This is a genomic window from Peredibacter sp. HCB2-198 (assembly GCF_045999315.1).
Taxonomy (GTDB): Bacteria; Bdellovibrionota; Bacteriovoracia; order Bacteriovoracales; family Bacteriovoracaceae; genus Peredibacter.
The window spans coordinates 841,423-863,484 of record NZ_CP174607.1 but is presented as its reverse complement, the minus strand read 5'-3'; the positions used below and the strand labels follow the sequence as shown (position 1 = coordinate 863,484).

Genomic DNA, 22,062 nt, shown 5'->3' with positions numbered 1-22,062 from the left:
TAGCAATAAGGGGCTTTTATAATTAGGACGATTGGTATGCCGACGAGGCAGGAGCCAGGAGTCGGCTCTGTATGGATGGCAATAGATATGAGTGGTAAACGTGACTATTACGAAGTGCTTGGAGTAGCGAAGGGCGCTTCGAAAGATGAAATCAAAAAAGCGTATCGCAAACTGGCGATGCAATACCATCCGGATAAAAATCCCGGAAACGCAGAAGCTGAAGCGAAATTCAAAGAGGCTTCACATGCGGCCGACATCCTGATGGATGATCAAAAACGCTCTATGTACGATCGCATGGGCCATGCAGCTGAACAAGGCGGCATGGGTGGCGGCGGATTCCAAGGTGGAGGATTCTCAGGTGACTTCGGTGACCTAGGAGACATCTTTGGTGATATCTTCGGCGATATTCTAGGTGGTCAACGTGGTCGTGGTAGCAGAGGTGGAGCTCGTCGTTCTCGCGCTCAAGCGGGTGATGATCTTCAAACTGAGATTACTGTGACTTTTGAAGAGGCCGCTTTTGGAGTAGAAAAAGAAATTCAAATTAATCGTTCAGTGTCATGTGAAACTTGTCATGGTTCAGGTGCTAAGAAAGGCACTGGTCCTGTGACCTGTGATATGTGTCAGGGTCACGGAGAAGTGAGACGTCAGCAAGGTTTCTTTACCATCGCTCAGCCATGTCCGAAGTGTCATGGTACTGGCCAGATGATTAAAGAGGTCTGTGAAACTTGTCACGGTCGCGGCAAAAATAAGAAAAAAGAAAAATTAAGCGTTAAAGTTCCAGCAGGGATTGATGAGGGCCAACGCCTGAAACTTTCAGGCCAAGGTGATTCTGGTCTTAATGGTGGTCCGGCGGGTGATTTGTTTGTGCTTATTCACATTCAGGAACACGAGTTCTTTAAGCGTGATGAGTATGATGTTATCTGCGAAGTTCCAATTAGTTTCTCACAAGCGGCAATGGGAACTGAGATTGAAGTTCCAACTCTTGGTGGACGTGTATCAATGAAGATTCCTGAAGGCACACAAGCGGGCCAGAAGATGAAGCTTCGTAACAAAGGTATTACTAAACTAGGAGGCTATGGTTTTGGTGATCAAATTATTACCATCCATGTTGAAACTCCGACTAAGCTTACCAAAGAGCAGCGGGAACTTTTTGCCCGACTCTCTGAGCTAGAGCAAAACTCTTCGAATCCTATGTCGAAGGGCTTTTTCGATCGTGTGCGAGAACTCTTCCAATAAATATCTCAAGCAAGAGGGGCCTTCGGGCCCCTTTGTGTTTTCTGTGACAATATTCCGAACTGGGGTTAAAATCATCTCACGACTACTTCAAAGGAATATAAGTGCGTATCATCCTGATGCTCCTCCTCTCACTTGCGGCCTGTACGCAGATTAAAAAAACTAAAACCATTGATGAATCACAGATCTCTGCTGTGTCTAAGCAAAAGCTAAATGAAGCACGCGATCTCATCAAGGCCAACCAGCCAAAGCAAGCGATCACAAAACTTTCTGAACTTAACGACAATAACCTGACTCCAGTTGAGAAGGCCCTTAAGTACAACTTGAAAGGGGTGACTCTTTTTAATATGGGCGAAGTGGAAAAATCACTGCTTAATTTTGAAGTGTCAGATAAGTATGCTCCGAAAGACACTCAGCTCTACAGCCAGGTTCAACTTAATATGGCGAGTGGCCACTTTAAGCTCAGTCAGTTTAATGAGCTGAATGATCGCTTGAACAAAATTGATCGCAGACTTCTGACCGAAGCAGAAAATAAAAAATACGCACAGCTCGCACTTGCTTATGGCAATAAAGTTGAGAACCACTCAATGATTGTGTCCTCATCTCTGACTCTCATGAATGACCTAAAGACCTTTGGGGAGATCCAGAGTAGCAATCTTTATGAACCAATGAAGACCTCATTCAATAAACTGAGCCAAGGTCAGAAGATTGAACTTCTTGAAGACTTTAATGATAGTAAAAATCTTGCTGTTGCTCAGTTGGCGATGATTGAGGCCGATGAACGCTATTTAAATGGTGATAAGTCGGGTGCTAAAGACGTAACTGCGTGGCTAAGTTCAGAGTTTGGTGACAATGCTGAAGTTCAGACTTTCGTAAAAGACTTTGAACTTCGCTTTGAGAATTCTTCTCGTATCAGCATCGCAGACATTGGTCTGGTTCTACCTTTGACCGGTGAGAAGGCCCAGTTCGGTGAAAAGGCCCTTAGTGGTATTGATACCGGACTTAAAGTTCTTGGCATGAATGAGAACATTAAGATTCACACCAAGGACTCAGTTGATTCTCCGGCCCAAGGTGCTCAGGCGGTGCTTGAGCTGATTCGTGAAAAGAACGTTTCGTTCATTATCGGTGGTCTGTTTCCAGAAACTGCCAAGGCGGAATATCTTGAGGCCCGTAAATACGGCGTTCTTTATATTTCTCTTTCTCAGATCAACCTTCCAAAGGAAGAGAAGAACCACCACTTAATTGAGGTTCAAGGTTCAATTGAATCACAAGTTGAAACACTTCTTTCAGAAGAGATGGTAAACAAGTTTGGATCTCGCATCGGAGTTATCTTCCCGGACAATGAAGGTGGAAAGGCCTATGTTGAAGAGATCTGGAGAAAGGCCACTCAGAAAAATCTTCAAGTCACAAGTGTGGCGAGTTTTCCAAAAAACACTCATGATTACCGTGATACGGCCCAATTGTATCTGGGTCTAAAGTATCCGCGTGAGCGTTCAGAAGAATTAAAAATCATGGATGACGTCTACTCTCTAGAAAGATCATCTATCCGTCGTGTTCAAACTCTTCCTCCAGTGTTGGATTTTGATTGGGTCTTCCTGGCGACTTATCCTCATGAGGCCACTCAATTGATTCCGACCCTTGGTTACTACGATGCTAACCGAATCAAAGTCATCGGTGGCCCAAGCTGGGTCTCTAAGTCGATGGTGAAGGAACAAAAGAACCTTGGAACTCTTTATTTCGTGGGTGATGATCCAAAAGATATCAACCAGGAAATGCTAACGAAGTTCCAGGAAATTTATGGAAAACCTGCCGGTTTGATCGAGATCATTTCCCTGGATGCTATGAAACTTGGAGCAGACACCTTGACTGCTACGGGTGAAGTGTCTAGCCGTGACGACTTTGATGCTAAATTGAAATCCCATGGAAAACTTAAAGGTCTAACGACAGAGTGGGAATTTAAAGATGGTATCTGGGTCAAGCGCATGAATGCCATGACCATCACTCGTGGCGAAATCGTTAAGCTTTTTGGCCAGAACGGTGTTAATTAATTCGGATATTTTAAGTAATAAAGTTGTTCAAAGTTACGGCCGTAGTCTTCCAGATCAAGGCCGTAACCCACAATGAACTGATCTTCGATCTTCTTCCCAGTCAAGTCCGGCTGGATGTTCACAGTGCGCTTATAAGGCTTATCGAAAAGAGTGATCACCTCGAGTGAGCGGGGTGAGCTGAGCATGATGCGCTTTTTGAGGAAACTTAACGCACGGCCGGTATCCACGATCTCCTCCACAATAATTACGTTGCGGTCCATCAGATTCGTGGTGATATCTTTGCTGATGGTGATTGTTCCATGGTTTTCTTTGCTGCGACCCACGGCCTGAAGCTTCACAAAATCCACGTAAACTTTCACTCCTTTAATTTCCCTGATTAGATCGGCCATGAAGACCATACTACCCTTGAGCACGCCAATCAGAACCAGATCCTGACCCTGATACTTCTGAGAGAGGGTATTACCCAAAGTCTCGACGATACCTTTGATCTCCTTCGCATCTATGTATTTTACGAATTGAGAAGACACAAAACTGGAAGGGAACTTATTCTTTTCATCGCTCATGATCAGTCCTTTAAAACGACCATTCTACCGTTTTGATAGGTCGGGTGCAAAGTCTTACATAGCCGATGCTTTTACTCAGGAAAAAGAATCCCTGTTTATATTCTTGTCCAGAACAGGGCTAAATGATAAATTTTACTGATACTGCCTCTCGCTTATGGTTATTTAGTTTTCTTGCTTGATGCAGGTCTACGCAGATGTTGAATGTGAAAGTGATTCAGAGTTAAAGGGATATTTTATGTTTAAAAAAATGCTTGATTGGTTTTCGAATGACCTGGCGATCGACCTTGGTACCGCCAACACTCTAGTTTATGCTAAAGATCGCGGAATCATCGTTAACGAACCTTCAGTGGTTGCTGTTCACCAAGGATTCAGAGGCGAGCAAAAAGTTTTAGCTGTCGGTAAAGAAGCTAAAGAAATGCTGGGCCGTACACCTGGTTCGATTAAAGCTATTCGTCCAATGAAAGACGGAGTTATTGCTGACTTCGAAGTAACTCAGGCAATGTTGAAATATTTCATTCAGAAATCTCTGAATGGTTCAAAATTAATTAAGCCAAGAATTATCATTTGTATTCCTTTCGGAATTACACAAGTTGAAAAAAGAGCAGTGAAAGAATCTGCTGAACAAGCTGGTGCTCGTGAAGTTTATCTGATCGAAGAACCAATGGCCGCTGCGATCGGTGCTGGTCTTCCGATCACTGATCCATCAGGTAACATGATCGTAGATATCGGTGGTGGTACAACTGAAGTAGCAGTTATCTCTCTCGGTGGTATCGTTTACTCGAAATCAGTACGCGTTGCTGGTGATAAATTCGATGAAGCAATCGTTTCATACATTAAGAAAAAATATTCGCTTCTCATCGGTGAAAGAACTGCTGAGATGATTAAGATGTCGATCGGTAACGCTTATCCGTTCGATGATGAAGTTAAAACTTACGAAGTTAAAGGTCGTGACTTGATCGCAGGTGCGCCTAAGACAATCGAAGTGACTTCAGATGAAATTCGTGAAGCACTAGCAGATCCTATTTCTGAAGTTGTTGAAGCGATCAAAATTTCTCTAGAAAAAACTCCGCCTGAACTAGCGGCCGATATCGTTGATAACGGTATTATCCTTGCTGGTGGTGGTTCTCTATTGGCTAACCTTGATATTCTGATCAAAGAAAAAACTGGTCTTCCAGTTTCTCTTGCAGAAGATCCTCTAACATGCGTTGTTCGCGGTTGTGGTATGGCGCTTGAGTCTCTGACGCTTCTTCGTCAGGTAACAACACTTAGCTAATGTCTCAAACCTTTTTTAGCAAACAAGACCCTACTGAAAAGCTTAGCAGGCTATCCCTGCTAGGCTCTTCCAGAGGGACTGTCATTGTTTGGTTAAAAGGGAAAAAAGAAAAACACACCTACCAAGTTCTTAAGTTCGATAAAGATCGCGAAGAAATCGTTCTAGATTCCAAAGACACCATTTTCACGGCCGGAGAAACTGTTCTGTGTAGTTTTGAACTACGTGGAATGAATTTCTTCTCTGAAACCATCTTTCAGGTGAGCATCAGTGGCTACAATGTTCTTCAAGTGAAGAACACCTTGTATAAGTCAGAACGTCGTTCAAGTTATCGTCTACTCACTTATCCACTCTATGATGTGAATGTTGAATTCAATCTAGGAGAGGCCTATGTGGGTGGAAAAGTCGTTGATATGAAGTCTCGCTCTAGCCAGACCGGACTTTTCAAAAATTTTTTAACGATTGTAGGCGATGAAAAAGAAGCGACCACTGCCGGAGAGAAATTAAAGATCAGAGTTCAAGATCTCTCGACCACCGGAATGGCCATTCATGTTGGTGAATTGGAGAGTAAGCATTTCCAAAAAGATCTGGTGTTTCAAAATGTAGATATCAGATTCACCGATGAAGTGATTCAGGTCCCGGAAGTAAAAGTTGTCTATGTCGTGGACTATATCTCCAATGACAAGAACATTAAGAAGTACAAAGTAGGACTTCATTTCCAGGACCTACCGACCCTCATTGATGATCAAATCGGAAAGAAGATTAATCGTCTCCTAAGAGAAAATGACTTCAATAAAGATTTCGAGAATTTCATAAAGTGAAACTTTTATTGGCCCTGCTACTAGCTGCTGGATGTTCCTCTCGAGGAATTGATCCTTCTCAAAGAGAGGGGAAGACCAACTATTCTTATACTGATGTGGGTGGCTCCTATCGTTTGTCCCGTGAATTTAAAATGGTGAAGCAAAGACTGGTCAGTCGAAGTGTTCTCTTAAGCTCTGGCAGCGATAATAAGACCCTCGAAAAAAGTATTACGGTCTCTCGACTGGGTTCGATCTCCAATGAAAAGGCCCGTCTGGTGACACTAAGACCTGAGGCCTCGGAGTTTTCAGTGTGGCTCGAAGGAAAGAAGTATTCTTCTTCGATGAGAATTAATGCCAAGACTAGGTCCATGAGAGTAACGTTGGACAGTCCTGAAAGCAGATGGAGAGGCACACAAGAGATCCCATTTCCTAAAGGAAAGTTCTTTTGTTTTTACAGCCAAATACCAGAGTGCCTTTATCGAAATTCTCTTTTGCAGAATGCATATGACATAAAAACCAAAAAAGTAGAGTTCTTTGTCGTGTGGGACAACTATCCCTTCCTTCAAGATCAACTAAGCCACGTGGGTAAAAACCTATTTGCACCTGCAACCTTAAAATTTGATGGAGAAATAAAAAATAACTTCCGATATATTGTTGAAGTAGAGGGACAAATTATTCTCTATCAGTTTACGAGGTCCCTGGATTTGGTGAAGATGGCCTGGATCGCCCAAGGTATTACGATGACGATTCCCGGTGATGAAACCAACTCCTCAGAAGATTTGTGAGGTTTAATTTGGATAATTACGGCCAGCTGATTATTTCGGGCATTAAAGGAACGACTCTTCTTCCAGAAGAAGTGGACTTTATTAAGAGCGAAAAATTGGGCGGAATCATTCTTTTCTCTCATAACTTCGAGGACCCGGCGCAACTTGCTGAGCTGGTAAACTCCATTCAAAAACTTCGTGATGAGTATCCACTTTTTATTTCTGTCGATCAGGAAGGTGGACGAGTTGTTCGTTTTAAAAAACATTTCACTCAGTTCCCTTCGATGCTGGATCTGGCGAAGCTTGATTCACCAAAGCTTGTCTTTGAAGTTCACCAAGTGATTGCCAAAGAACTTGCTGCCTGCGGAATTAATCTCAGTTTCTCTCCGGTTTGTGACATTCTTACCAATCCTGAAAATAAAGTCATTGGTGACCGTGCTTACGGCACAGATGCTGAAACAGTAGAGAAATATATCAGTGCCGCCATTCGAGGACTTCAGACCAGTGGTCTTCTTTCATGCGCCAAACACTTTCCTGGCCATGGGGGAACAACTCAGGATTCTCATTTTGAGTTACCACTTGTAAAAACCTCTCTCGCCGAACTTAAGTCTCGTGAAGTGATTCCTTTTATTAAGGCCTCTAAGTCACGGGTAGAATTTATGATGATGGCCCACTTGATGGTGGATGCCCTGGATGAAAAACTTCCAACAAGCTTAAGCCCTCGTGCCTATGATTTCCTTCGTCAGGAAACCAAGTTCACTAAGATCGTCATCACTGATGATATGGAAATGAAAGCGATAACTGATCGTTTCAGTATAGAAGAAGCGGCGGTGATGGCCATGAATGCCGGAACGGACATGCTTCTTTATCGTTTTATGGAAGACGCGGACAAGGCACTTAAAGCGATTCGTGAAGGTGTGAAGAAGCGTACGATTAAGAAAGAATCTATGCTTGAGAAACTTGGACGGGTTGAGCGCTGTAAAAAAGAGTTTCTTTCGAACTACCAGCCCATTTATATTCCAAAAATTGCCGAAGACTTCAATTCTCAAGAGGCGAAGAAGATCCTTGCCCAGTATCAGGCATCTCAGACAACCAAAGTCTGATATAGCAGGACAAATTTTCCCAATTCTAGAAATTATCAACAGTTAGGGTTTTGTTGTTACTCTTAAAGTATGCGGAATTCTACCGTTATTACATTGCTATCGTTTTTATTGCTGAGCTTAAATGCTTGGTCGCAATCGAATTGTCCAAATGAGTATTCTCAGATTTCTGCAAGTTGTATCGCTTCGTTAAATAAACCATTCACTGATAAACCGATCACACTTTCTAATGAACTCAGTGGGAACATTTATTTTTATAAAACTCCCGCGGGAGATTTAGGAAAATTAAGAGTCATTGCGACCACGATTGATTCAAAGAGAGAATGTACTCTCTATTTAGATGCTGTGACTTTTAGTGGTGATAAAGTTTTCATTCCTAATTCTTCAATTTCCATTCGCGCGGATAAGAGCAACTGGTTGAAAGACCGTATCTTCCTCGATCGTGAAGGTCTGTCTGCTCTTGAAATGGAGAAGAACGCTAAAGGTCTTTGTTCAATCTTTCTTACAAAAGGTGCGGAGATTGTTTTCTTCCGTAAGCATGTCGAAGGAAAGGCCAAAGAAGAGAACTATCTTCTTTTCTTAGCGCCACTTGTTCTGGTGTTTATTGCCATCTTCCTCATCGTTCGTGTTTTCATGGAAGACCAAGACAAGTTTAAGACCCAAGAGGCCCTGGAAGAAGCCGAGAACAGTGGCAAAGTTAAGAACGAAATCTTCTTTATCAAAATCACCAAGCCTTTCTATAAAAGATATTTTGTACCGATGGTTTCGGGGGCCAAGAATAAACAGGCGATTCGAACCAAGTGGCGACAGAAACTTGCTAACGGGGGACTCATTAAAGAGATGACTCCGGAAGAGTTTGTGGCGTTGAAGTTCTTCATGATCTTAGGTGGCCCTTTCGCGTTTCTCACAATTCGTTGGATCATGTCTGAGACCTGGCCTTTGTCCATCACTCCGGTCATGGCAATCGTAGGATATTTCTATCCCGATTTGTGGTTAAGTGGACTAATTAAAAAGCGTGGTGAAGAAACATTGAGAGCAATGCCTTTCATTGTGGATATGCTGGCCCTTTCTGTGGAAGCAGGTCTGGACTTTATGGCGGCGATTCAGCGAGTGATTGAAAAAGCTCCGAAGAGTCCTCTGGTGGAAGAGTTTGAGACCCTAATCCGAGAAACCAAGATCGGTTCGAGCCGAGCTGAAGGTCTAAGACAGTTAGCATGGCGTGTGAACATTATTGAGATTAATTCATTCTGCGCGACTTTGATCGCGGCAGACTCAGTGGGTGCTTCCATTGGCCCATTGTTAAAACAGTTGTCGGCGGAACTTCGCGTGAAACGTTCTTCACGTGCCGAACAGCTGGGTGCTACCGCAGCGACCAAGATTTTGATTCCCATGATTTTCTTTATTCTTCCGGCAGTGCTGGTTGCGATTTTTGCACCGATGGCCCTTAAGATGATGGCGGGGAAACTATGAAGGTGCAGATTCATTATAACCAAAAGACCTTATCATCAAATGTTCTGGTGGCAGATGACTTCGGAAGTCGTTTGATTGGTCTTATGTTTAAAAAAGAACTGAAAGGGGCGGATGGTCTTTTAATAGATCCGTGCAATTCCATTCACACGTTCTTTATGCGCTATTCGCTGGATGTGGTGTTTATTGGTAAGGGAAACAAAGTCGTGAAAATTATCCGTGATTTAAAACCATGGCGAATGACCTGGATTTATTTCTACTCACATAAGGTGCTAGAGCTTCCGGCCGGAAAACTGCCGCTTGATCTTAAAGAGGGAGACACTCTGGAGGTCACGCGTGTTTAAACTTGTGGTTGTCGGAGGGAAACTCCGTGGAAAAGAATACATTTTAAATGACGGTGAAAATACCATTGGCCGATCGGCCGATTGTGATCACGTCGTAAGCGTTGAAGGTATTTCTAAGAAGCATTTACAGGTGACTGTGAATGGCGAGACCGCTTTTGCAGAAGACATGGGAAGTTCTAACGGAACTCTCGTTAATGGAAAGATTATTAAAAGAATAACCATTAAAGATGGTGACAAGATTGCGCTCCCGAATCTTATTCTTCAAGTCGTCTACGTTCTAGAGAAAAAGATCATTATTAAGAAAAGGGTCCTTAGGGCCGGTGAGTCTGATGACGACGCTTATGATGATTTGAACCAGATCGAGCCGATGCCTCAGAGCTTGATCGCCAAGCCCATCTGGTTCTTTAAATATAAAGTCATGCCCGTGATCTATAGCTTCAACGAGCAGTATGAGTGGGCGGCGCTAGTTGGAATTCTTTTATTTGTTTTCATTGCGATTAACATTTCTCTCACGATTCTTCCGGTTCTTCGCGATAGTAAAATTCTTCTGATTAAGGAGATCGCCCTTCGAGGTAAGCAATATGCTGCGGAAGTGGATCGACTCAACAACGTTTATATCCGTGATAAAAATCTGGATCAGGTCTATACCGGATTTCTGGAAGGTGCAGACGCTGAGGGTGTGCAGAGTTACCGCCTCTTTGACCTTGAGGGACGTGTTTATCGTCCGGTCTCAGAGCTAAATACTTTTGTGAATGATCCTTTCTCAGTTGAGGCGAAGAACTTTTACAGTAACGAGAAAAACCAGGACCGCGAAGTGATTCAAGATCTTGGTAACAATACCATTGGTATTGCCCGTGCCATTAAGGCCCATGACCGAAACCTTGGTCGAGACGTGGTGGTGGCGATCATTACCATTCGTTTCTCACCGACCTCGCTTGCGAGAGAGGCCTCCAATAACTCGAAGGCCTACTTAGAGTCCCTCATTACTTCGGCGATGGTGGCGATCTTCTTCTTCGGAATGCTTTATTACATGACGATTCGTCCACTGGATGAAATGCGACTACAAATTGAACGAGTTCTTCGAGGTCGTCAAAAAGAACTTGAATCGAGGTCCTTGTTCCGCGAGATTCACCCGTTACGAAATTCCATTAATAGCATCCTCATGAGGATCAAGGAACTTCAGAACACGGACTCCGGAGAGAGCCAAAGCATGGAAGAAGACGGACCTTATCTTCGCTCTTTAAAAGAGTTTATGGCCGGTGCTCAGGGACCAGTGATGATTTTGAACTCAGAGAAAGTCATTCAGCACATTAATCCTGAGGCGGAAGACCTTATTGGTATCCGTGAAAATGCATCTGCCGGACAAAGTATCTTGGATACGGCGAGAGACCAGGGTTTTGCGGCGACGGTGATTGATCTGTGTGATCAGTCGGCGAACAACGAAGGTTGTAATCAGAGAGAGTCTTACGAGATTGGTGGTAAGGACATGTACATCAATGTCGCGGCCCTCATTGGTAAAGATAAGTTTGCGAAGGGTTTTTATATAACGTTTGTGAGAAATGATTAATGGCCAAGAACGTTCTGGTCCTGAAACATTTTGAATCTCCTAGAGAAGCCGGTGTTTACTACCGCTTGGTTTGCCTTACTGGAGGCAACAAGGGAGAGTCGTATGTTCTAATGGGAAATCGGATCGTAATCGGTCGTGGTGATAGAGTTGACATTAAACTCAATGACACGAAGGCCAGTCGTGAGCATGCGGAAATCACCAAGGTCGGAGAAAACTGGGTCGTAACAGACTTGGGCTCTCAGAACGGTGTGATGATCAATGAACACAAGATCACTCAGCAGGAGCTAAAGGAATCTGACAAACTGATCATCGGTCAGACGGTCTTTAAGTTTGCCAAAGTTGAAGTCGCCAGTAAATCAAAGGTCATAAAGGAAAGTGCTGAGGAAACGAAGAAAAAGACCATGGTTCCTTTCCTGATTCTGGTCTCCGTTTTTGCGATGGTCTTTCTTTTAGACGAAGATGAAAAGCCGGCGGGACCAAGAAGTCAGAATAAAACGAATTACGTTCAGGTTGATAACGAATACCAACGTCATATTGATCAGAAGCGCAGTAAAGAAGACAAGCAAATTAAAGAGAAGATGAACGCGATTTATCAGCGGGGTCTTCGTGAACTTCGGGAGAAAAATTACTTCCGTGCCATTCACGAATTTAACTTGGCCTTGATTATTGCTCCTGGTGATTCTCAGGCCGAATACTATCTTCGTAAGACCAAGGAAGAGCTGGACCGTGAGATTGAAGGATTTACCGCCAAGGCCCAGAGGGACGAGGAATCCCTTAAATATCAAAGTGCTATCGTCTCACACTGTGCGATTATAAGACTTTTATATACGGTGCCTGATGATCCAAGACATAAAAATGCCGTTAAGAAGATTAATGATATTGAAGAGATACTAGGACTGGTTAAGGGTGAAACTTATTGTCTTAAAAAACAACGTACCGCTCAGTGAAGTATCGGTAGATACTTCAGATTCATCTGAGATGTACGAAATTTACGTCGGGCGGTCCGAAGACTGTCACGTGCAAATTGATGATCCTTTGATCTCGAGGCATCACTTTGTTTTAAAGAACGAAGGCCAGAACTGGGTCTGTGAAAAGCTCACTCAACTAGGGGCCGTCATATTGAACGGTTCTCTTGTTACTAAAAATGTAATTAACAATGGCGACGAAGTGAAGTGCGGAATGTACTCAATTATTGTCGCTGAACTTACTACGCTTCGTGGATCAGGTCCTCCTCCAGAAACGATTGGAAATTATGCTCCTCCGGTTCAAGAGCAGACTCATACCATGATCATGCCTCAATCGAAGCCGACACCTCAACCTGAGCCAGTGGAAGAAGAAGGACTTACTTCACTTCCGGAAGAGGATTTGGGAACAGGTATTGGTTCATTTGATGAACCGGCCGCCAATGTTGAGTCATTGGATAATGGTGGAGATGAAATTGGGCAAGAGAGTTCCGAGGGGCTTAACTTCAGTGACGATAATAGTTCAACAGAAGATTTTAATGCTCCTGTTGAATCATCAGATTTCGCTCCCGTGGAGGGCGAAGATTCTTTTGGCATGGAACCCGCTGAAGTCAATGAAGAGCATGAGGCCACCAGGGTATTTAAGGCCTTCGTCAATTATCAATTAGTTCTCTTTGGAGAGCACGCTCCATATGATCGCTTCCTGCTTGATCAGGACGAAGTTTTCATTGGCCGTGACGGTAAGAAGTGTCAGATCGTTCTCAATGATCCGGAAGTTTCTTCAGTTCATGCGGTCGTAAGAAAAAATGGAAATGATGTGACGTTAGAAGATTTAAACTCTTCGAACGGCACTATTCTCAACGGCGAAAGAATTAATAAGGCCCACATCTCCACCGGTGATGAATTTGTTATCGGTGGGACTAGTTTCTCTCTGGAAGTTCGCTCTGATCTTCTAGAGACCGAATCTGAACGCCTGATGCCGGTTGAAACTGGCCAGTTCATCGAAACGGAAGAAGAAATTGAAGAAGTGGTGACGGCCGAAGAAGGCGCAGATCTTAATTTCGGAGAAGGTGCCCCTCAGGAAAAGAGTATTATTAAGCGGATCATGAAGGATCCTAAGCTCAGATTCCGCGCCATTATTGGTGTGGTGGCCTTTTTGGGACTCCTTCTATGGCTTGATGAAGAGCCGACCGACGCTCAACCGAAAAAACCGAAGGCCCAACAGGCCAAGGTCGATCCTAATGCTAAACCGAAAAAGGTTCTTTCGAAGGAACTCGAGAACCGAAGAAATGTGGCCTATGAATTAGGGGTCTCTTTCTTTGAACAGAATAAATACTTTGAGGCCCTAAGAGAATTTCAGACAGTGGCAGAAATTGATCCGGAATATAAACGGATTCAGTCTTATCTGGAACAGACCAAAGTAGGTCTAAAACGTCTGGAAGAAATTGAGGCCCAACGTCGTGCTGAAGAAGAGCGCATTAAGACCAAAAAACTTATTGAAGAACTTCTTGTGAAGGCCCGTGAGGCGGTTAAAGAGAGAAATGTGACTGTGGCCGAGAGTTATTTCTCTCAGATCACTGAGAAAGATCCTGAGAACATCGAAGTTCAACAGTTGAAGTTGGAACTTGAGTCTTGGCAAAAAGAGCAGGAAAGAAAGGCACTTGAGCTTGCAGCTAAAGAGGCCGCTCGTAAGAAGATGGTGGACGCTCTATCGCCTGGAAAGACCTTTTATCTTAAAAAAGAATGGTACCGCGCGATTCTTAAACTGGAAGAGTTCCTTCGTATCAAAGGTATGGATGAAGATTTAGTAAAAGAAGGCAGCGACATGTTGAGTGATGCTAAGAACCAGTTAGCATCTGAGCTTGGGCCACTTCTTGGTAAGGCCCGCTCCTTCAAAGAAGGACAGGACCTTAAGAGTGCTTATGAAGCGTTTTTAGAAGTTTTAAAAATTGAACCGACAAATTCAGAGGCCCTGAATGAAGTCGATGATATTCGCAGCCAACTTGATTCTCGTTCGAAGAAAATCTATCGCGAGGCCATTATCGCTGAGTCCCTGAGCTTATTTGCCGATGCCAAAGAGAAGTTCCAGGAAGTGCAGCAGATTTCTCCGACTGATAGTGAGTATTACAAGAAGGCGAGCGAAAAATTACGGAACTATCTGGAGTAATATGCGTCTGAAAGCCTATGCTGCCCAAACTCATCAAGGTCCTTATCTTCAAGTGAATGAAGATACCTATGACTTTGATTTTGAGAATGACCTTTATGTTGTGATGGACGGCTTTGGAGGTTCGGGCATTGGCGATAGAGCAGTGGACAAGCTCAAGCAAGAAATCAAGTCGTTTTATACTCAGATTTCTGACGATCCAAATGCCACGATGCCTTTATATTACAATCCTCGTAATCTTCTTGAGGGTAATGCCATTTTAAATTCTCTTATGAATGCTCATCAAAATCTTTTGAAGAGCAATTTAGAAAAACCCGTTAATCAGCGTGCGGGAGCAAGTGCCGTGGTGGCGGTGAAAGCTGAAAGTCTTTTGGTTCTAGTGGGTATCGGTAACTGCTGTGCTTATCACTTTCGTAAGGGAAAACTTTCGAAAATTATTGTTGAGGACACGTTCCAGTACCTTTCTCAGGATCAATTTGATCTTAAGTTTAGAACCACACCGATGAATGCGATCGGAATGTACCCTGAGCTCGGCCACCAGATGAAAGAGATCCGATTAGCAGAGGGAGACAAAGTGGTCCTACTCACTGACGGGGTCTATGCTCAACTCTCTGAAGAAGAGCTTCTTTATCACCTCAACAAGAGCGCCAGTGATGCTAATGAAAGAGTGAATAGTTTACTAAAACTATCCAACTCTCGAGGGAACACAGACAATCAAACCGCAATGATTCTCGAATTTTAGGCTTTTTTTCATTCCCAGATTGGAATCTTACCTTCTATAATTTTTCTTGTACCAATAGAGGAGAGATTCAGGGATGAACCATAAAGTACTCTTGGCGGACGACAGTCTTACTATTCAAAAAGTAATCAAGATCACGTTGGCCAACCAACCTTATGACATTACAGATTGTGCGAATGAGGATGAACTCTTTCATCAGCTTCCCATCGTTCAACCTAAACTCGTTTTCTTAGATTTTAATCTTTCAGAAAAATTTACTGGCTACGAACTAACGACCAAAATCAAATCTCTTCTTCCATCGACAAAAGTTCTTTTACTCCTTGGTACTTTCGATACTGTTGATGATGCTGCCATGGAGAAATGTGGTGCTTCGGATAAAATCGTAAAGCCATTTGATTCAAATAAATTCATCGCGATTTGTAAGCAGCTCATTGAAACATTTGCCAATGAGGACATTCCTTATCCAGAAGCAAAAGTAGAAAGCGGGCCTGCGATTAAGGAAAGTCCTGAAGATCAGTGGACAGTAAGCCACACCACTGAACAGAAACTTCCACTTGAAGAAAAACAAATGGAAGCGACATTACCGGATATGCAAAATCCTCTGGCAAAAGAAATGTCAGATTGGGGCATGAGTGTTCCAAATGTCATCAATGATCATGAGTCTCATGAAAAGACAATTGATCTTCCTCCAGTGATTGGAGAAGTAAAATCTTTGAGCGAAGCACGTGAGAAGAAGGCCGAACCGGTGCAGAACTTTTCTGCAAAGTTTCCGCAATCAGAAGATCTGGATTACCCAGATATGGGTGATATGGCGAAACCTGAACCTATCTCTACTCCTGCCCCTGAGGCCAAGCCAACTTCGAAGCTTGTTTCACTTGATACTCTTAATTCCAAACCGTTTGAAATGGAAATTGAGGGAAGCTACGTTCCGGATGAGTCTGATGTTAAGAGCATTGAGGCCCAAATCCGAGATGAAGTTGAAGAGAATTTGTGGCAGGCAGATGAGTTTGAAGATCTTAAGCGCGAAGTTTCTCAGAAAATCGAAGAGGCCAAACACACTTTCCAGCCTAGTCGAAATGCTTTTGATGAATCTCTTTTTAAACCTCTTGATGAGAAAGAATCCATTGATTGGGTAAATTCAAACGATCTCTTTAAATCAGAATCTTTCGCAACTCCGGCCGCCGCTCCACAAGTTGATATGACTCAAATGAAGCAGGAGATGGAAGAACTGGTTAAGCAGTATGTGAAAGAATACGTGAAAGAGTATATGGATGAGATGTTCAAGAAGAACACTGAGAAAGTGGCCTGGGAAGTGATTCCAGATCTTGCTGAAAATCTCATTCGCCAGGAACTTTCAAAAATCTCAAATAAAATAATTAACGAATAATTCTCAGGCTACCGTTGTAAAGGCGGTAGCTTTTTTCTCCGTCCTTCAATAAGCATTCACCGTATTCACCAATTCCAACAAAAGCACCTCGATGAATTTCACTACCTTCAGTGACGGTCACCATTTCATTCATGTGTCCGCAACGTGCTTCCCAATCAGTTATCAGATCTTCTTTATTGCTGTAGCGATGTGAATTGATGAAATCTACGATTTCGCGGGCGGCATGTTTTTTATCGAGAGCGAAGGCCTCGTCAAAGATGCCTCCGAAGTTCTCATCATCTGAGAATAGGTTTAATCCAATTCCCGCTAGAAGAGAGTTCTGTGTTCCTTGAACAAGAATACCAACACATTTCTTTTTACCTTCGTCCCAAAGGTCATTGGGCCACTTTAAAAGAAGCTTTCTACCTTTCGCTTCAAAGAACTTTGCCACCAAGACCGATAATTCAAGAGCAGTAAAGCTCAGTACTGGATGCGGAGGAAGATTAGTCGAGAAACATACTGTGCCAGGCATGGCCTTCCAAGCGTTTGAGCCTCTGCCTCGTCCCATGACTTGATTCTCGCAACTTACCAGGATCTGCGCATCGTCACTCTTGTTGCTTAATTGTTCTTTAAGAATATCTTGTGTAGAATCACACTCGTCTACATGTAAATGTCTAATCATAATCTGAGGTCCTCATGTCATTAATCAAAAGAGATACTCCGCGCCCAATTAAATTTACTCCAGGAATTAATCCTTACGCTGCTGGATCAGTGATGGCCGAATTTGGTAACACCAAAGTTCACATTACTGCCAACGTTCAAGAATCAGTTCCTCCGTTCCTTAAAGGAAAGGGTCAAGGTTGGGTAACTGCCGAGTACGCTATGTTGCCTTCTTCTACTCATACTCGCTCTGAGAGAGAAAGAAAAGGAGCCTCAGGTAGAACGCAGGAAATTCAGCGCTTAATTGGGCGCTCACTTCGTTCTATCGTTGACATGCAAAAGCTTGGTGAACGTTCCATCATGATTGATTGTGATGTGATTGTGGCCGATGGTGGAACTCGCACCACTTCTATTTCAGGTGCTTATATCGCACTTGAGATGGCCGTGAGAAAACTCATGAGTTCAGGTCTTTTAAAAGAGAATCCAATTAAAGATAGTCTTGCTGCTATTTCAATCGGAATTAATAAAAACGATGAAGTGATCGCAGATCTTAACTATGAAGAAGATTCAAGCTGCGGCACTGATATGAATATCGTGATGACTGGCAGTGGGAAATTTGTTGAGGTTCAAGGAACGGCCGAAGGTGAACCATTCTCGATGGATCACTTACAGGCCCTTCTAGGCTGTGCGCAAACGGCACTTAAAGTTGTGATGAAAGAACAGAAAGCGGTTCTGGAAAAACTATGACTTCATTTATTCTCGCTTCCGGTAATGCTCATAAAGCTGAAGAGTTTCGTGATCTATTTGCGGGTGTTTTAAGTGTTAATCCTGCTCCCAAAACATTGGAAGTGGACGAAACCGGTAAGACCTATACAGAGAATGCTTTTCTTAAAGCAAAGGCCTATTTTGAAACCTATGGCGTTCCCGCCCTGGCCGACGATTCAGGTCTAAACATTGAGGCGCTACCGGACATTTTAGGGGTCCAGAGCGCCCGCTTTGCACCTGAACTTCCAAACTATGCGGACAAGGGCAAGAAGGTCATTGAACTTTTGAAGGACAAGGACAGCCGCCGGGCCTATTTCGTTTGTGTATTGTGTTTTTATTTATCCCCGGATGAGGTCTACTTTTTTGAAGGCCGAGTGCATGGAGAGATTGGTTTTGAACTCAAGGGTGATCAAGGGTTTGGCTATGATCCGATTTTTATTCCTGAGAGAAAAGAGAACGATGGACTGACTTTGGCCCAGTTACCAGAGTGGAAAAATGAGTTTTCGCATCGGGCCAAGGCGAGCCAAGCGGCTTTACAGTTCTTTAAAGAATCAATAGACAAAACACGTAAGAAGCTTTAATAATATTGCTCTCATCATCGATCGGGGTGTAGCGCAGCCTGGTAGCGTATCTGCTTTGGGAGCAGGTGGTCGTTGGTTCGAATCCAATCACCCCGACCATTTTTGAGTTTTAAAAAAAGCCACCTTTTAGGTGGCTTTTTTTTTTGCCTAATTTTGAATCGCAATCCAATCAAACGTAGACTGAACAGTTGCACCATCACTGTTGGTGGATGCCCAACACGTCACTCGAAAAACAAGCTTAGAGACTTTGGTAAATCCGCAGTAGCTGGCATCCATGGTGTTCTGATCGGCGGCGATGTAGTTATAGTCTCGCTCTGAAACGATAATGTGAGGATCTGCACCAGTTGAACTGAATCCATAAGTGGCGAGATTGATGACGGATTCGTTAGTGGCATCATTCGGACCAACTACGTTTTGTCCTGAAGCAACTCTTGGTTTATTGGCATCTAAACGAGTGCAAGAAAGGAGAGTAGAAGTTCCATCGCTTGCGGTAGACATGCTCACCATGACTGGAAATTTCATAGGGATGATTCGAGTCTGAGTTTCTGAAACACTTTTCTCTGCTTTAACCAGAATTTCACCCATGTCCATATGATAAGGGCTGGCAGAATAATTGATGCCAGTTTGATTATTCATAAGAAGCTTCATTGAAATTATTTTCAGCTTTCCGTATTTGTTAACCGTAGTATCTGAGGCACTAAATTTCTTTTGGGTGCGGTTTAGACCTGTCTGATTACTAAGCCACAGCTCCACATCCAGTCCTTCTCCATCTTGATCAATGCTCGTTTTTTGAAATGTTACGGGAGTTGTTGGCGTTCCTAGTGGTCCGTTACCGGCGAGACTCACGCGACAGAATCTTTCTTCATCTAAAAGCATTCTGATTTCAGTCCTGAGTTCCATTTCATCGGCCACTGTCTTTGCAAAGCTTTGCCCCTGACCGATGTTTTTCATGACTTGCATGACACCTAAGGCGACCGCTCCCAGGAGAGCAGCAGCGACGAGAACACTTGTAAGTGAGAAACCTTTTTCTAATAATTTTTTTTCCATAAATGTAGGGTATCACATTTGTGCGTTCCATATGGAGCGTGGAACAAATATTTAGATTACGCTTAAGCGGCCTTCTTCTCTTTTTTCTTACGAGCAACCTTCTTCGGTCTCAGTGGGATCACATTCGATTCTTCTTCCACCTCAAGTTGTTCTTCTAAATCCGCCACCAGCTGTTTCAAAAACTTCAACGTGCGCTTCTTCTGGGTCTTAGTTGTGGCACTCCAAGTTTCTTTGTCTGCGCGTTTGTGGGCAACTTTGAATTTTACTCCAGTCATGGAAGTAGAGTAGTCATTAGCATTTAACTTGGTCACATTCTGGTGAGCAATAATGTACCAGTGATATTGAGTGCCCACAGGAACACCTGAGCCCTCTGGTGCTTTCCCCGCTCTTCGCTTAGTGACGTTGTAGTTTATTTCCCATTCATCTGGGGTAATTTTTCGTTCTTTCCAGACGCCGGCATCATAGTTCCATTTATGGCCGCGACCGATTTTTACACCGGTATATCGTTGCCCTTCAAATTCTTTAAACTCATTGTAGGTTTGGGCGGTGTCTTGCTCGAGTGCCTGTGCCTCTTTCTTTTTACTTCTGCGTGCCATGTGTGGCCTCCTCTTGAATCTGTCTTTGTAGATGCAAGAGGAGTGCCTAGAAATGAAACTGATTAAGGTTGGTAACCATAAGAACAAGAAAGCGAGTACTTCTTGTTCTTGGTCACTAGAACCGTGTTGAAAGGTCTCTTCGTGAAAAGTTTAAGAACAACACTAAAGTCTTTATTGAAGAAACGCATGTTCTGGCCATTGTCCGCATCGCGAGTTGGAATTTCTGCTAGCTCGACCAGAGGAAGATCAAGTTGATTCATTCTTTGATCAAGTAAATAGTCTTTTGATAAAACTCTGATACCTAATAGACCTTCAGAGTAGATGTAGACACTGACTTTAATGTTCTGTTTGTCATAGCAGTTGAGGGCCGGAACACCAAAATCATTAAGTCCATATCCAGCGTGGGCGAGAGAAGTTGTAATGAGAAGGCATAAAGCGATAATGGTTTTCATAGTAGTCTCCTGTTAATAAGAGGCTACTTACTTCAAGATTTCGGTGCATAAAATTGCGTATGTAAATTTTAGCCTAAATTACTGAGGCAAGGGATGTGGACTTACTTTATGGTGCCAAGTTTCAGTTACTCTCTCATAAAAAGAAACTGGATTAATGAGATGAGAAACTGCTTGAGCAATCACTGCAACTAACATCATGGGAAAAATCGCCTGATGACGATCAGTCATTTCCAGAACGAGAACAAAGCTTGTAAAAGGGGCGCGTGTAACACCTGTTAAAAAGGCAATCATTCCGAGTAGCACGACGAGATTGTGATTATGGGGAAGCACGAAAGAACTAAAAAGTGAGCCAATCGTTCCACCGGCCGCAAGTGAAGGAGCAAAGATACCACCGGCGCCAACAGATAAATAAGAGATTAGAGGGGAGGCAAAGCGTATTAGGGCCAGATGCCATGGGGCCTCATCAGTGCCTCCGAATAGGAGTGAAGTAATGGCCTCTTTACCACCACCAAAGGCCATGGGATGGACATACATTGCCAGTCCAACTACCGCGATTCCACCAAGGCAAGATATCATCACATTTTTTGGAACTGACTTTATCTTCGAGCGAAGAGTTGAAAATTTAAACAATACTTCACCAAACAAAGTCGCCAAAGAACCGCAAAGAACACCGATTAATATGACCCAAGGTAATAGTTGGAAATCGAAAGGATTGACCTTCGGTACTCCAAAATAAAGATAGGAACCTTGGAACAATTGTGAAGAAAGACCTGCCAGTATCACCGCCACTAAGAGAGATGATTTAAACCGATTGAAATGTGATTTAGCGAGTTCCTCAATGGCGAACACGAGCCCACCTAGAGGAGTATTAAAGGCCGCGGCCACACCTGCGGCACTTCCGGTGATCATCCAAACATCAGCACCAAAAGTTTTTCCTGAGATCTTCATCGCAAGATCACGAACACGAAAAAACAGGGCCGCACCAATCTGAATAGTCGGACCTTCACGACCTACGGCCGCTCCTCCAAAGACTCCAACGAGTGAGGCCACAATCTTAACCACTGCGGTTCTGATTTTAACCAGGGCCTTTGCCTTACTGGGAAAGTTCTTTTCTTCTTCACATTGAAGAGCACACATCACTTGGGGAATACCACTGCCTCCGGCCTCTGGAGCGAACTTATAAACAATCCACCAAGAGAGAGCGAAGAGCACGGGGACCGCCGCACCAAAATACCAGCCATGTTCTTTCAACATACGGATGGCAAAGTGTTCGGCCATCATAAAGAATTGAGCATAAAGAACGGCCACTCCGCCTAAAACGATCGCAGCGGTCCAGTAGAGAATGTCATCAATTGAGAGTGAATTTTTGATTTTTTGTGAGAGAAAACGACGGTCCATTTAGTAAATGTATTACAGAGGGGAATGCATGTGAAGAACTTAAAAAAAATTCATCTCCCGGAGTAAAAAAGTAATTTTTTCATGGTGTTTTCTACCTTTTTACACGGTGTTCAAAGTCGTAAACAGTAAGAAAGGGTCGCGTTTCATCACAATTGAAAATTTTTTGAAGAGGCCTT

21 protein-coding genes and 1 tRNA gene are annotated in these 22,062 nt (G+C 43.4%); 16 read left to right on the top strand and 6 right to left on the bottom strand.

Annotated elements, in window-relative coordinates:
- Positions 1–75 precede the first annotated feature (75 nt).
- Both dnaJ and ACJVC5_RS04380 read left to right on the top strand, forming a co-directional pair.
- The gene (gene dnaJ / locus ACJVC5_RS04385; protein WP_408098170.1) at positions 76–1,236 is read left to right on the top strand and encodes a molecular chaperone DnaJ; all 1,161 of its coding nucleotides are present in this window, start codon (positions 76–78) and stop codon (positions 1,234–1,236) included.
- 101 nt (positions 1,237–1,337) lie between these two features.
- Positions 1,338–3,281 carry an ABC transporter substrate-binding protein gene (locus ACJVC5_RS04380; RefSeq protein ID WP_408098169.1) on the top strand — a complete coding sequence of 648 codons (1,944 nt, stop codon included), beginning with the start codon at positions 1,338–1,340 and terminating at the stop codon, positions 3,279–3,281.
- Here ACJVC5_RS04380 and hpt read toward each other — a convergent pair.
- A complete protein-coding gene (hpt, locus tag ACJVC5_RS04375) occupies positions 3,278–3,844 on the bottom strand; it encodes a hypoxanthine phosphoribosyltransferase (protein WP_408098168.1) in 567 nt (188 codons plus the stop codon). The genes ACJVC5_RS04380 and hpt overlap by 4 nt on opposite strands.
- 247 nt (positions 3,845–4,091) lie before the next feature.
- On the opposite strand from hpt, the gene ACJVC5_RS04370 reads away from it, so the two are divergent.
- From ACJVC5_RS04370 to ACJVC5_RS04320, 11 genes are all read left to right on the top strand, one after another.
- Positions 4,092–5,117, top strand: a complete 1,026-nt coding sequence (locus ACJVC5_RS04370; RefSeq protein ID WP_321400164.1) for a rod shape-determining protein — start codon at positions 4,092–4,094, stop codon at positions 5,115–5,117.
- Complete coding sequence (locus tag ACJVC5_RS04365) at positions 5,117–5,935, top strand: hypothetical protein (RefSeq protein ID WP_408098167.1); 819 nt, start codon at positions 5,117–5,119, stop codon at positions 5,933–5,935. Before ACJVC5_RS04370 ends, ACJVC5_RS04365 begins: the two co-directional genes overlap by 1 nt.
- Complete coding sequence (locus tag ACJVC5_RS04360) at positions 5,932–6,699, top strand: hypothetical protein (RefSeq protein ID WP_408098166.1); 768 nt, start codon at positions 5,932–5,934, stop codon at positions 6,697–6,699. Before ACJVC5_RS04365 ends, ACJVC5_RS04360 begins: the two co-directional genes overlap by 4 nt.
- Positions 6,696–7,781: a beta-N-acetylhexosaminidase gene (nagZ, locus tag ACJVC5_RS04355; RefSeq protein ID WP_408098165.1), complete on the top strand. Its 1,086-nt coding sequence runs from the start codon at positions 6,696–6,698 to the stop codon at positions 7,779–7,781. Before ACJVC5_RS04360 ends, nagZ begins: the two co-directional genes overlap by 4 nt.
- Positions 7,782–7,850: 69 nt before the next feature.
- A complete protein-coding gene (locus ACJVC5_RS04350; RefSeq protein ID WP_408098164.1) occupies positions 7,851–9,248 on the top strand; it encodes a type II secretion system F family protein in 1,398 nt (465 codons plus the stop codon).
- Positions 9,245–9,589 (top strand): DUF192 domain-containing protein, encoded by a 345-nt coding sequence (locus ACJVC5_RS04345; RefSeq protein WP_408098163.1) that lies wholly within the window; start codon positions 9,245–9,247, stop codon positions 9,587–9,589. The genes ACJVC5_RS04350 and ACJVC5_RS04345 overlap by 4 nt, the downstream gene beginning before the upstream one ends.
- On the top strand, positions 9,582–11,156 hold the full coding sequence (locus ACJVC5_RS04340) for an FHA domain-containing protein (RefSeq protein ID WP_408098162.1): 1,575 nt from the start codon (positions 9,582–9,584) through the stop codon (positions 11,154–11,156). The genes ACJVC5_RS04345 and ACJVC5_RS04340 overlap by 8 nt, the downstream gene beginning before the upstream one ends.
- Positions 11,156–12,103 (top strand): FHA domain-containing protein, encoded by a 948-nt coding sequence (locus ACJVC5_RS04335; RefSeq protein WP_408098161.1) that lies wholly within the window; start codon positions 11,156–11,158, stop codon positions 12,101–12,103. The genes ACJVC5_RS04340 and ACJVC5_RS04335 overlap by 1 nt, the downstream gene beginning before the upstream one ends.
- Entirely contained in the window at positions 12,063–14,285 is a 2,223-nt protein-coding gene (locus ACJVC5_RS04330; protein WP_408098160.1) for an FHA domain-containing protein, read from the top strand. The genes ACJVC5_RS04335 and ACJVC5_RS04330 overlap by 41 nt, the downstream gene beginning before the upstream one ends.
- 1 nt (position 14,286) lies before the next feature.
- On the top strand, positions 14,287–15,024 hold the full coding sequence (locus tag ACJVC5_RS04325) for a PP2C family protein-serine/threonine phosphatase (RefSeq protein WP_408098159.1): 738 nt from the start codon (positions 14,287–14,289) through the stop codon (positions 15,022–15,024).
- A 73-nt stretch (positions 15,025–15,097) separates the two neighbouring features.
- Positions 15,098–16,408: a response regulator gene (locus ACJVC5_RS04320; protein WP_408098158.1), complete on the top strand. Its 1,311-nt coding sequence runs from the start codon at positions 15,098–15,100 to the stop codon at positions 16,406–16,408.
- Here ACJVC5_RS04320 and ACJVC5_RS04315 read toward each other — a convergent pair.
- Complete coding sequence (locus tag ACJVC5_RS04315; RefSeq protein ID WP_408098157.1) at positions 16,398–17,069, bottom strand: biotin--[acetyl-CoA-carboxylase] ligase; 672 nt, start codon at positions 17,067–17,069, stop codon at positions 16,398–16,400. The two genes, ACJVC5_RS04320 and ACJVC5_RS04315, sit on opposite strands and share 11 nt — an antisense overlap.
- Positions 17,070–17,083: 14 nt before the next feature.
- Here ACJVC5_RS04315 and rph point away from each other — a divergent pair, with 14 nt between their 5' ends.
- The 3 genes from rph to ACJVC5_RS04300 all read left to right on the top strand — a co-directional run bounded on the left by rph (position 17,084) and on the right by ACJVC5_RS04300 (position 18,492).
- Complete coding sequence (gene rph, locus ACJVC5_RS04310) at positions 17,084–17,794, top strand: ribonuclease PH (RefSeq protein ID WP_408098156.1); 711 nt, start codon at positions 17,084–17,086, stop codon at positions 17,792–17,794.
- Positions 17,791–18,393 carry a non-canonical purine NTP pyrophosphatase gene (locus tag ACJVC5_RS04305; protein WP_408098155.1) on the top strand — a complete coding sequence of 201 codons (603 nt, stop codon included), beginning with the start codon at positions 17,791–17,793 and terminating at the stop codon, positions 18,391–18,393. The genes rph and ACJVC5_RS04305 overlap by 4 nt, the downstream gene beginning before the upstream one ends.
- 22 nt (positions 18,394–18,415) lie before the next feature.
- A tRNA-Pro gene (locus ACJVC5_RS04300) sits at positions 18,416–18,492 on the top strand.
- Positions 18,493–18,540: 48 nt separating this feature from the next.
- Here the strand turns inward: ACJVC5_RS04300 and ACJVC5_RS04295 are convergent.
- The 4 genes from ACJVC5_RS04295 to ACJVC5_RS04280 all read right to left on the bottom strand — a co-directional run bounded on the left by ACJVC5_RS04295 (position 18,541) and on the right by ACJVC5_RS04280 (position 21,886).
- Positions 18,541–19,440, bottom strand: coding sequence for a hypothetical protein (locus ACJVC5_RS04295; RefSeq protein WP_408098154.1), 900 nt, complete (start codon positions 19,438–19,440; stop codon positions 18,541–18,543).
- A 62-nt stretch (positions 19,441–19,502) separates the two neighbouring features.
- A complete protein-coding gene (locus tag ACJVC5_RS04290; protein ID WP_408098153.1) occupies positions 19,503–20,036 on the bottom strand; it encodes a hypothetical protein in 534 nt (177 codons plus the stop codon).
- 62 nt (positions 20,037–20,098) lie between these two features.
- On the bottom strand, positions 20,099–20,488 hold the full coding sequence (locus ACJVC5_RS04285) for a hypothetical protein (RefSeq protein WP_408098152.1): 390 nt from the start codon (positions 20,486–20,488) through the stop codon (positions 20,099–20,101).
- Between the two features lie 78 nt (positions 20,489–20,566).
- On the bottom strand, positions 20,567–21,886 hold the full coding sequence (locus tag ACJVC5_RS04280) for a chloride channel protein (RefSeq protein WP_408098151.1): 1,320 nt from the start codon (positions 21,884–21,886) through the stop codon (positions 20,567–20,569).
- Between the last annotated feature and the right edge of the window lie 176 nt (positions 21,887–22,062).

Bases quoted from the DNA above. Each gene is read 5' to 3' on its own strand.
- dnaJ (WP_408098170.1), top strand. From the start codon at position 76: ATGGCAATAGATATGAGTGGTAAACGTGACTATTACGAAGTGCTTGGA.
- ACJVC5_RS04295 (WP_408098154.1), bottom strand. From the start codon at position 19,440: ATGGAAAAAAAATTATTAGAAAAAGGTTTCTCACTTACAAGTGTTCTC.
- ACJVC5_RS04370 (WP_321400164.1), top strand. From the start codon at position 4,092: ATGCTTGATTGGTTTTCGAATGACCTGGCGATCGACCTTGGTACCGCC.
- ACJVC5_RS04320 (WP_408098158.1), top strand. From the start codon at position 15,098: ATGAACCATAAAGTACTCTTGGCGGACGACAGTCTTACTATTCAAAAA.
- ACJVC5_RS04350 (WP_408098164.1), top strand. From the start codon at position 7,851: ATGCGGAATTCTACCGTTATTACATTGCTATCGTTTTTATTGCTGAGC.
- ACJVC5_RS04285 (WP_408098152.1), bottom strand. From the start codon at position 20,488: ATGAAAACCATTATCGCTTTATGCCTTCTCATTACAACTTCTCTCGCC.
- hpt (WP_408098168.1), bottom strand. From the start codon at position 3,844: ATGAGCGATGAAAAGAATAAGTTCCCTTCCAGTTTTGTGTCTTCTCAA.
- ACJVC5_RS04280 (WP_408098151.1), bottom strand. From the start codon at position 21,886: ATGGACCGTCGTTTTCTCTCACAAAAAATCAAAAATTCACTCTCAATT.
- ACJVC5_RS04315 (WP_408098157.1), bottom strand. From the start codon at position 17,069: ATGATTAGACATTTACATGTAGACGAGTGTGATTCTACACAAGATATT.
- ACJVC5_RS04325 (WP_408098159.1), top strand. From the start codon at position 14,287: ATGCGTCTGAAAGCCTATGCTGCCCAAACTCATCAAGGTCCTTATCTT.
- ACJVC5_RS04345 (WP_408098163.1), top strand. From the start codon at position 9,245: ATGAAGGTGCAGATTCATTATAACCAAAAGACCTTATCATCAAATGTT.
- ACJVC5_RS04365 (WP_408098167.1), top strand. From the start codon at position 5,117: ATGTCTCAAACCTTTTTTAGCAAACAAGACCCTACTGAAAAGCTTAGC.
- ACJVC5_RS04305 (WP_408098155.1), top strand. From the start codon at position 17,791: ATGACTTCATTTATTCTCGCTTCCGGTAATGCTCATAAAGCTGAAGAG.
- ACJVC5_RS04335 (WP_408098161.1), top strand. From the start codon at position 11,156: ATGGCCAAGAACGTTCTGGTCCTGAAACATTTTGAATCTCCTAGAGAA.
- rph (WP_408098156.1), top strand. From the start codon at position 17,084: ATGTCATTAATCAAAAGAGATACTCCGCGCCCAATTAAATTTACTCCA.
- ACJVC5_RS04290 (WP_408098153.1), bottom strand. From the start codon at position 20,036: ATGGCACGCAGAAGTAAAAAGAAAGAGGCACAGGCACTCGAGCAAGAC.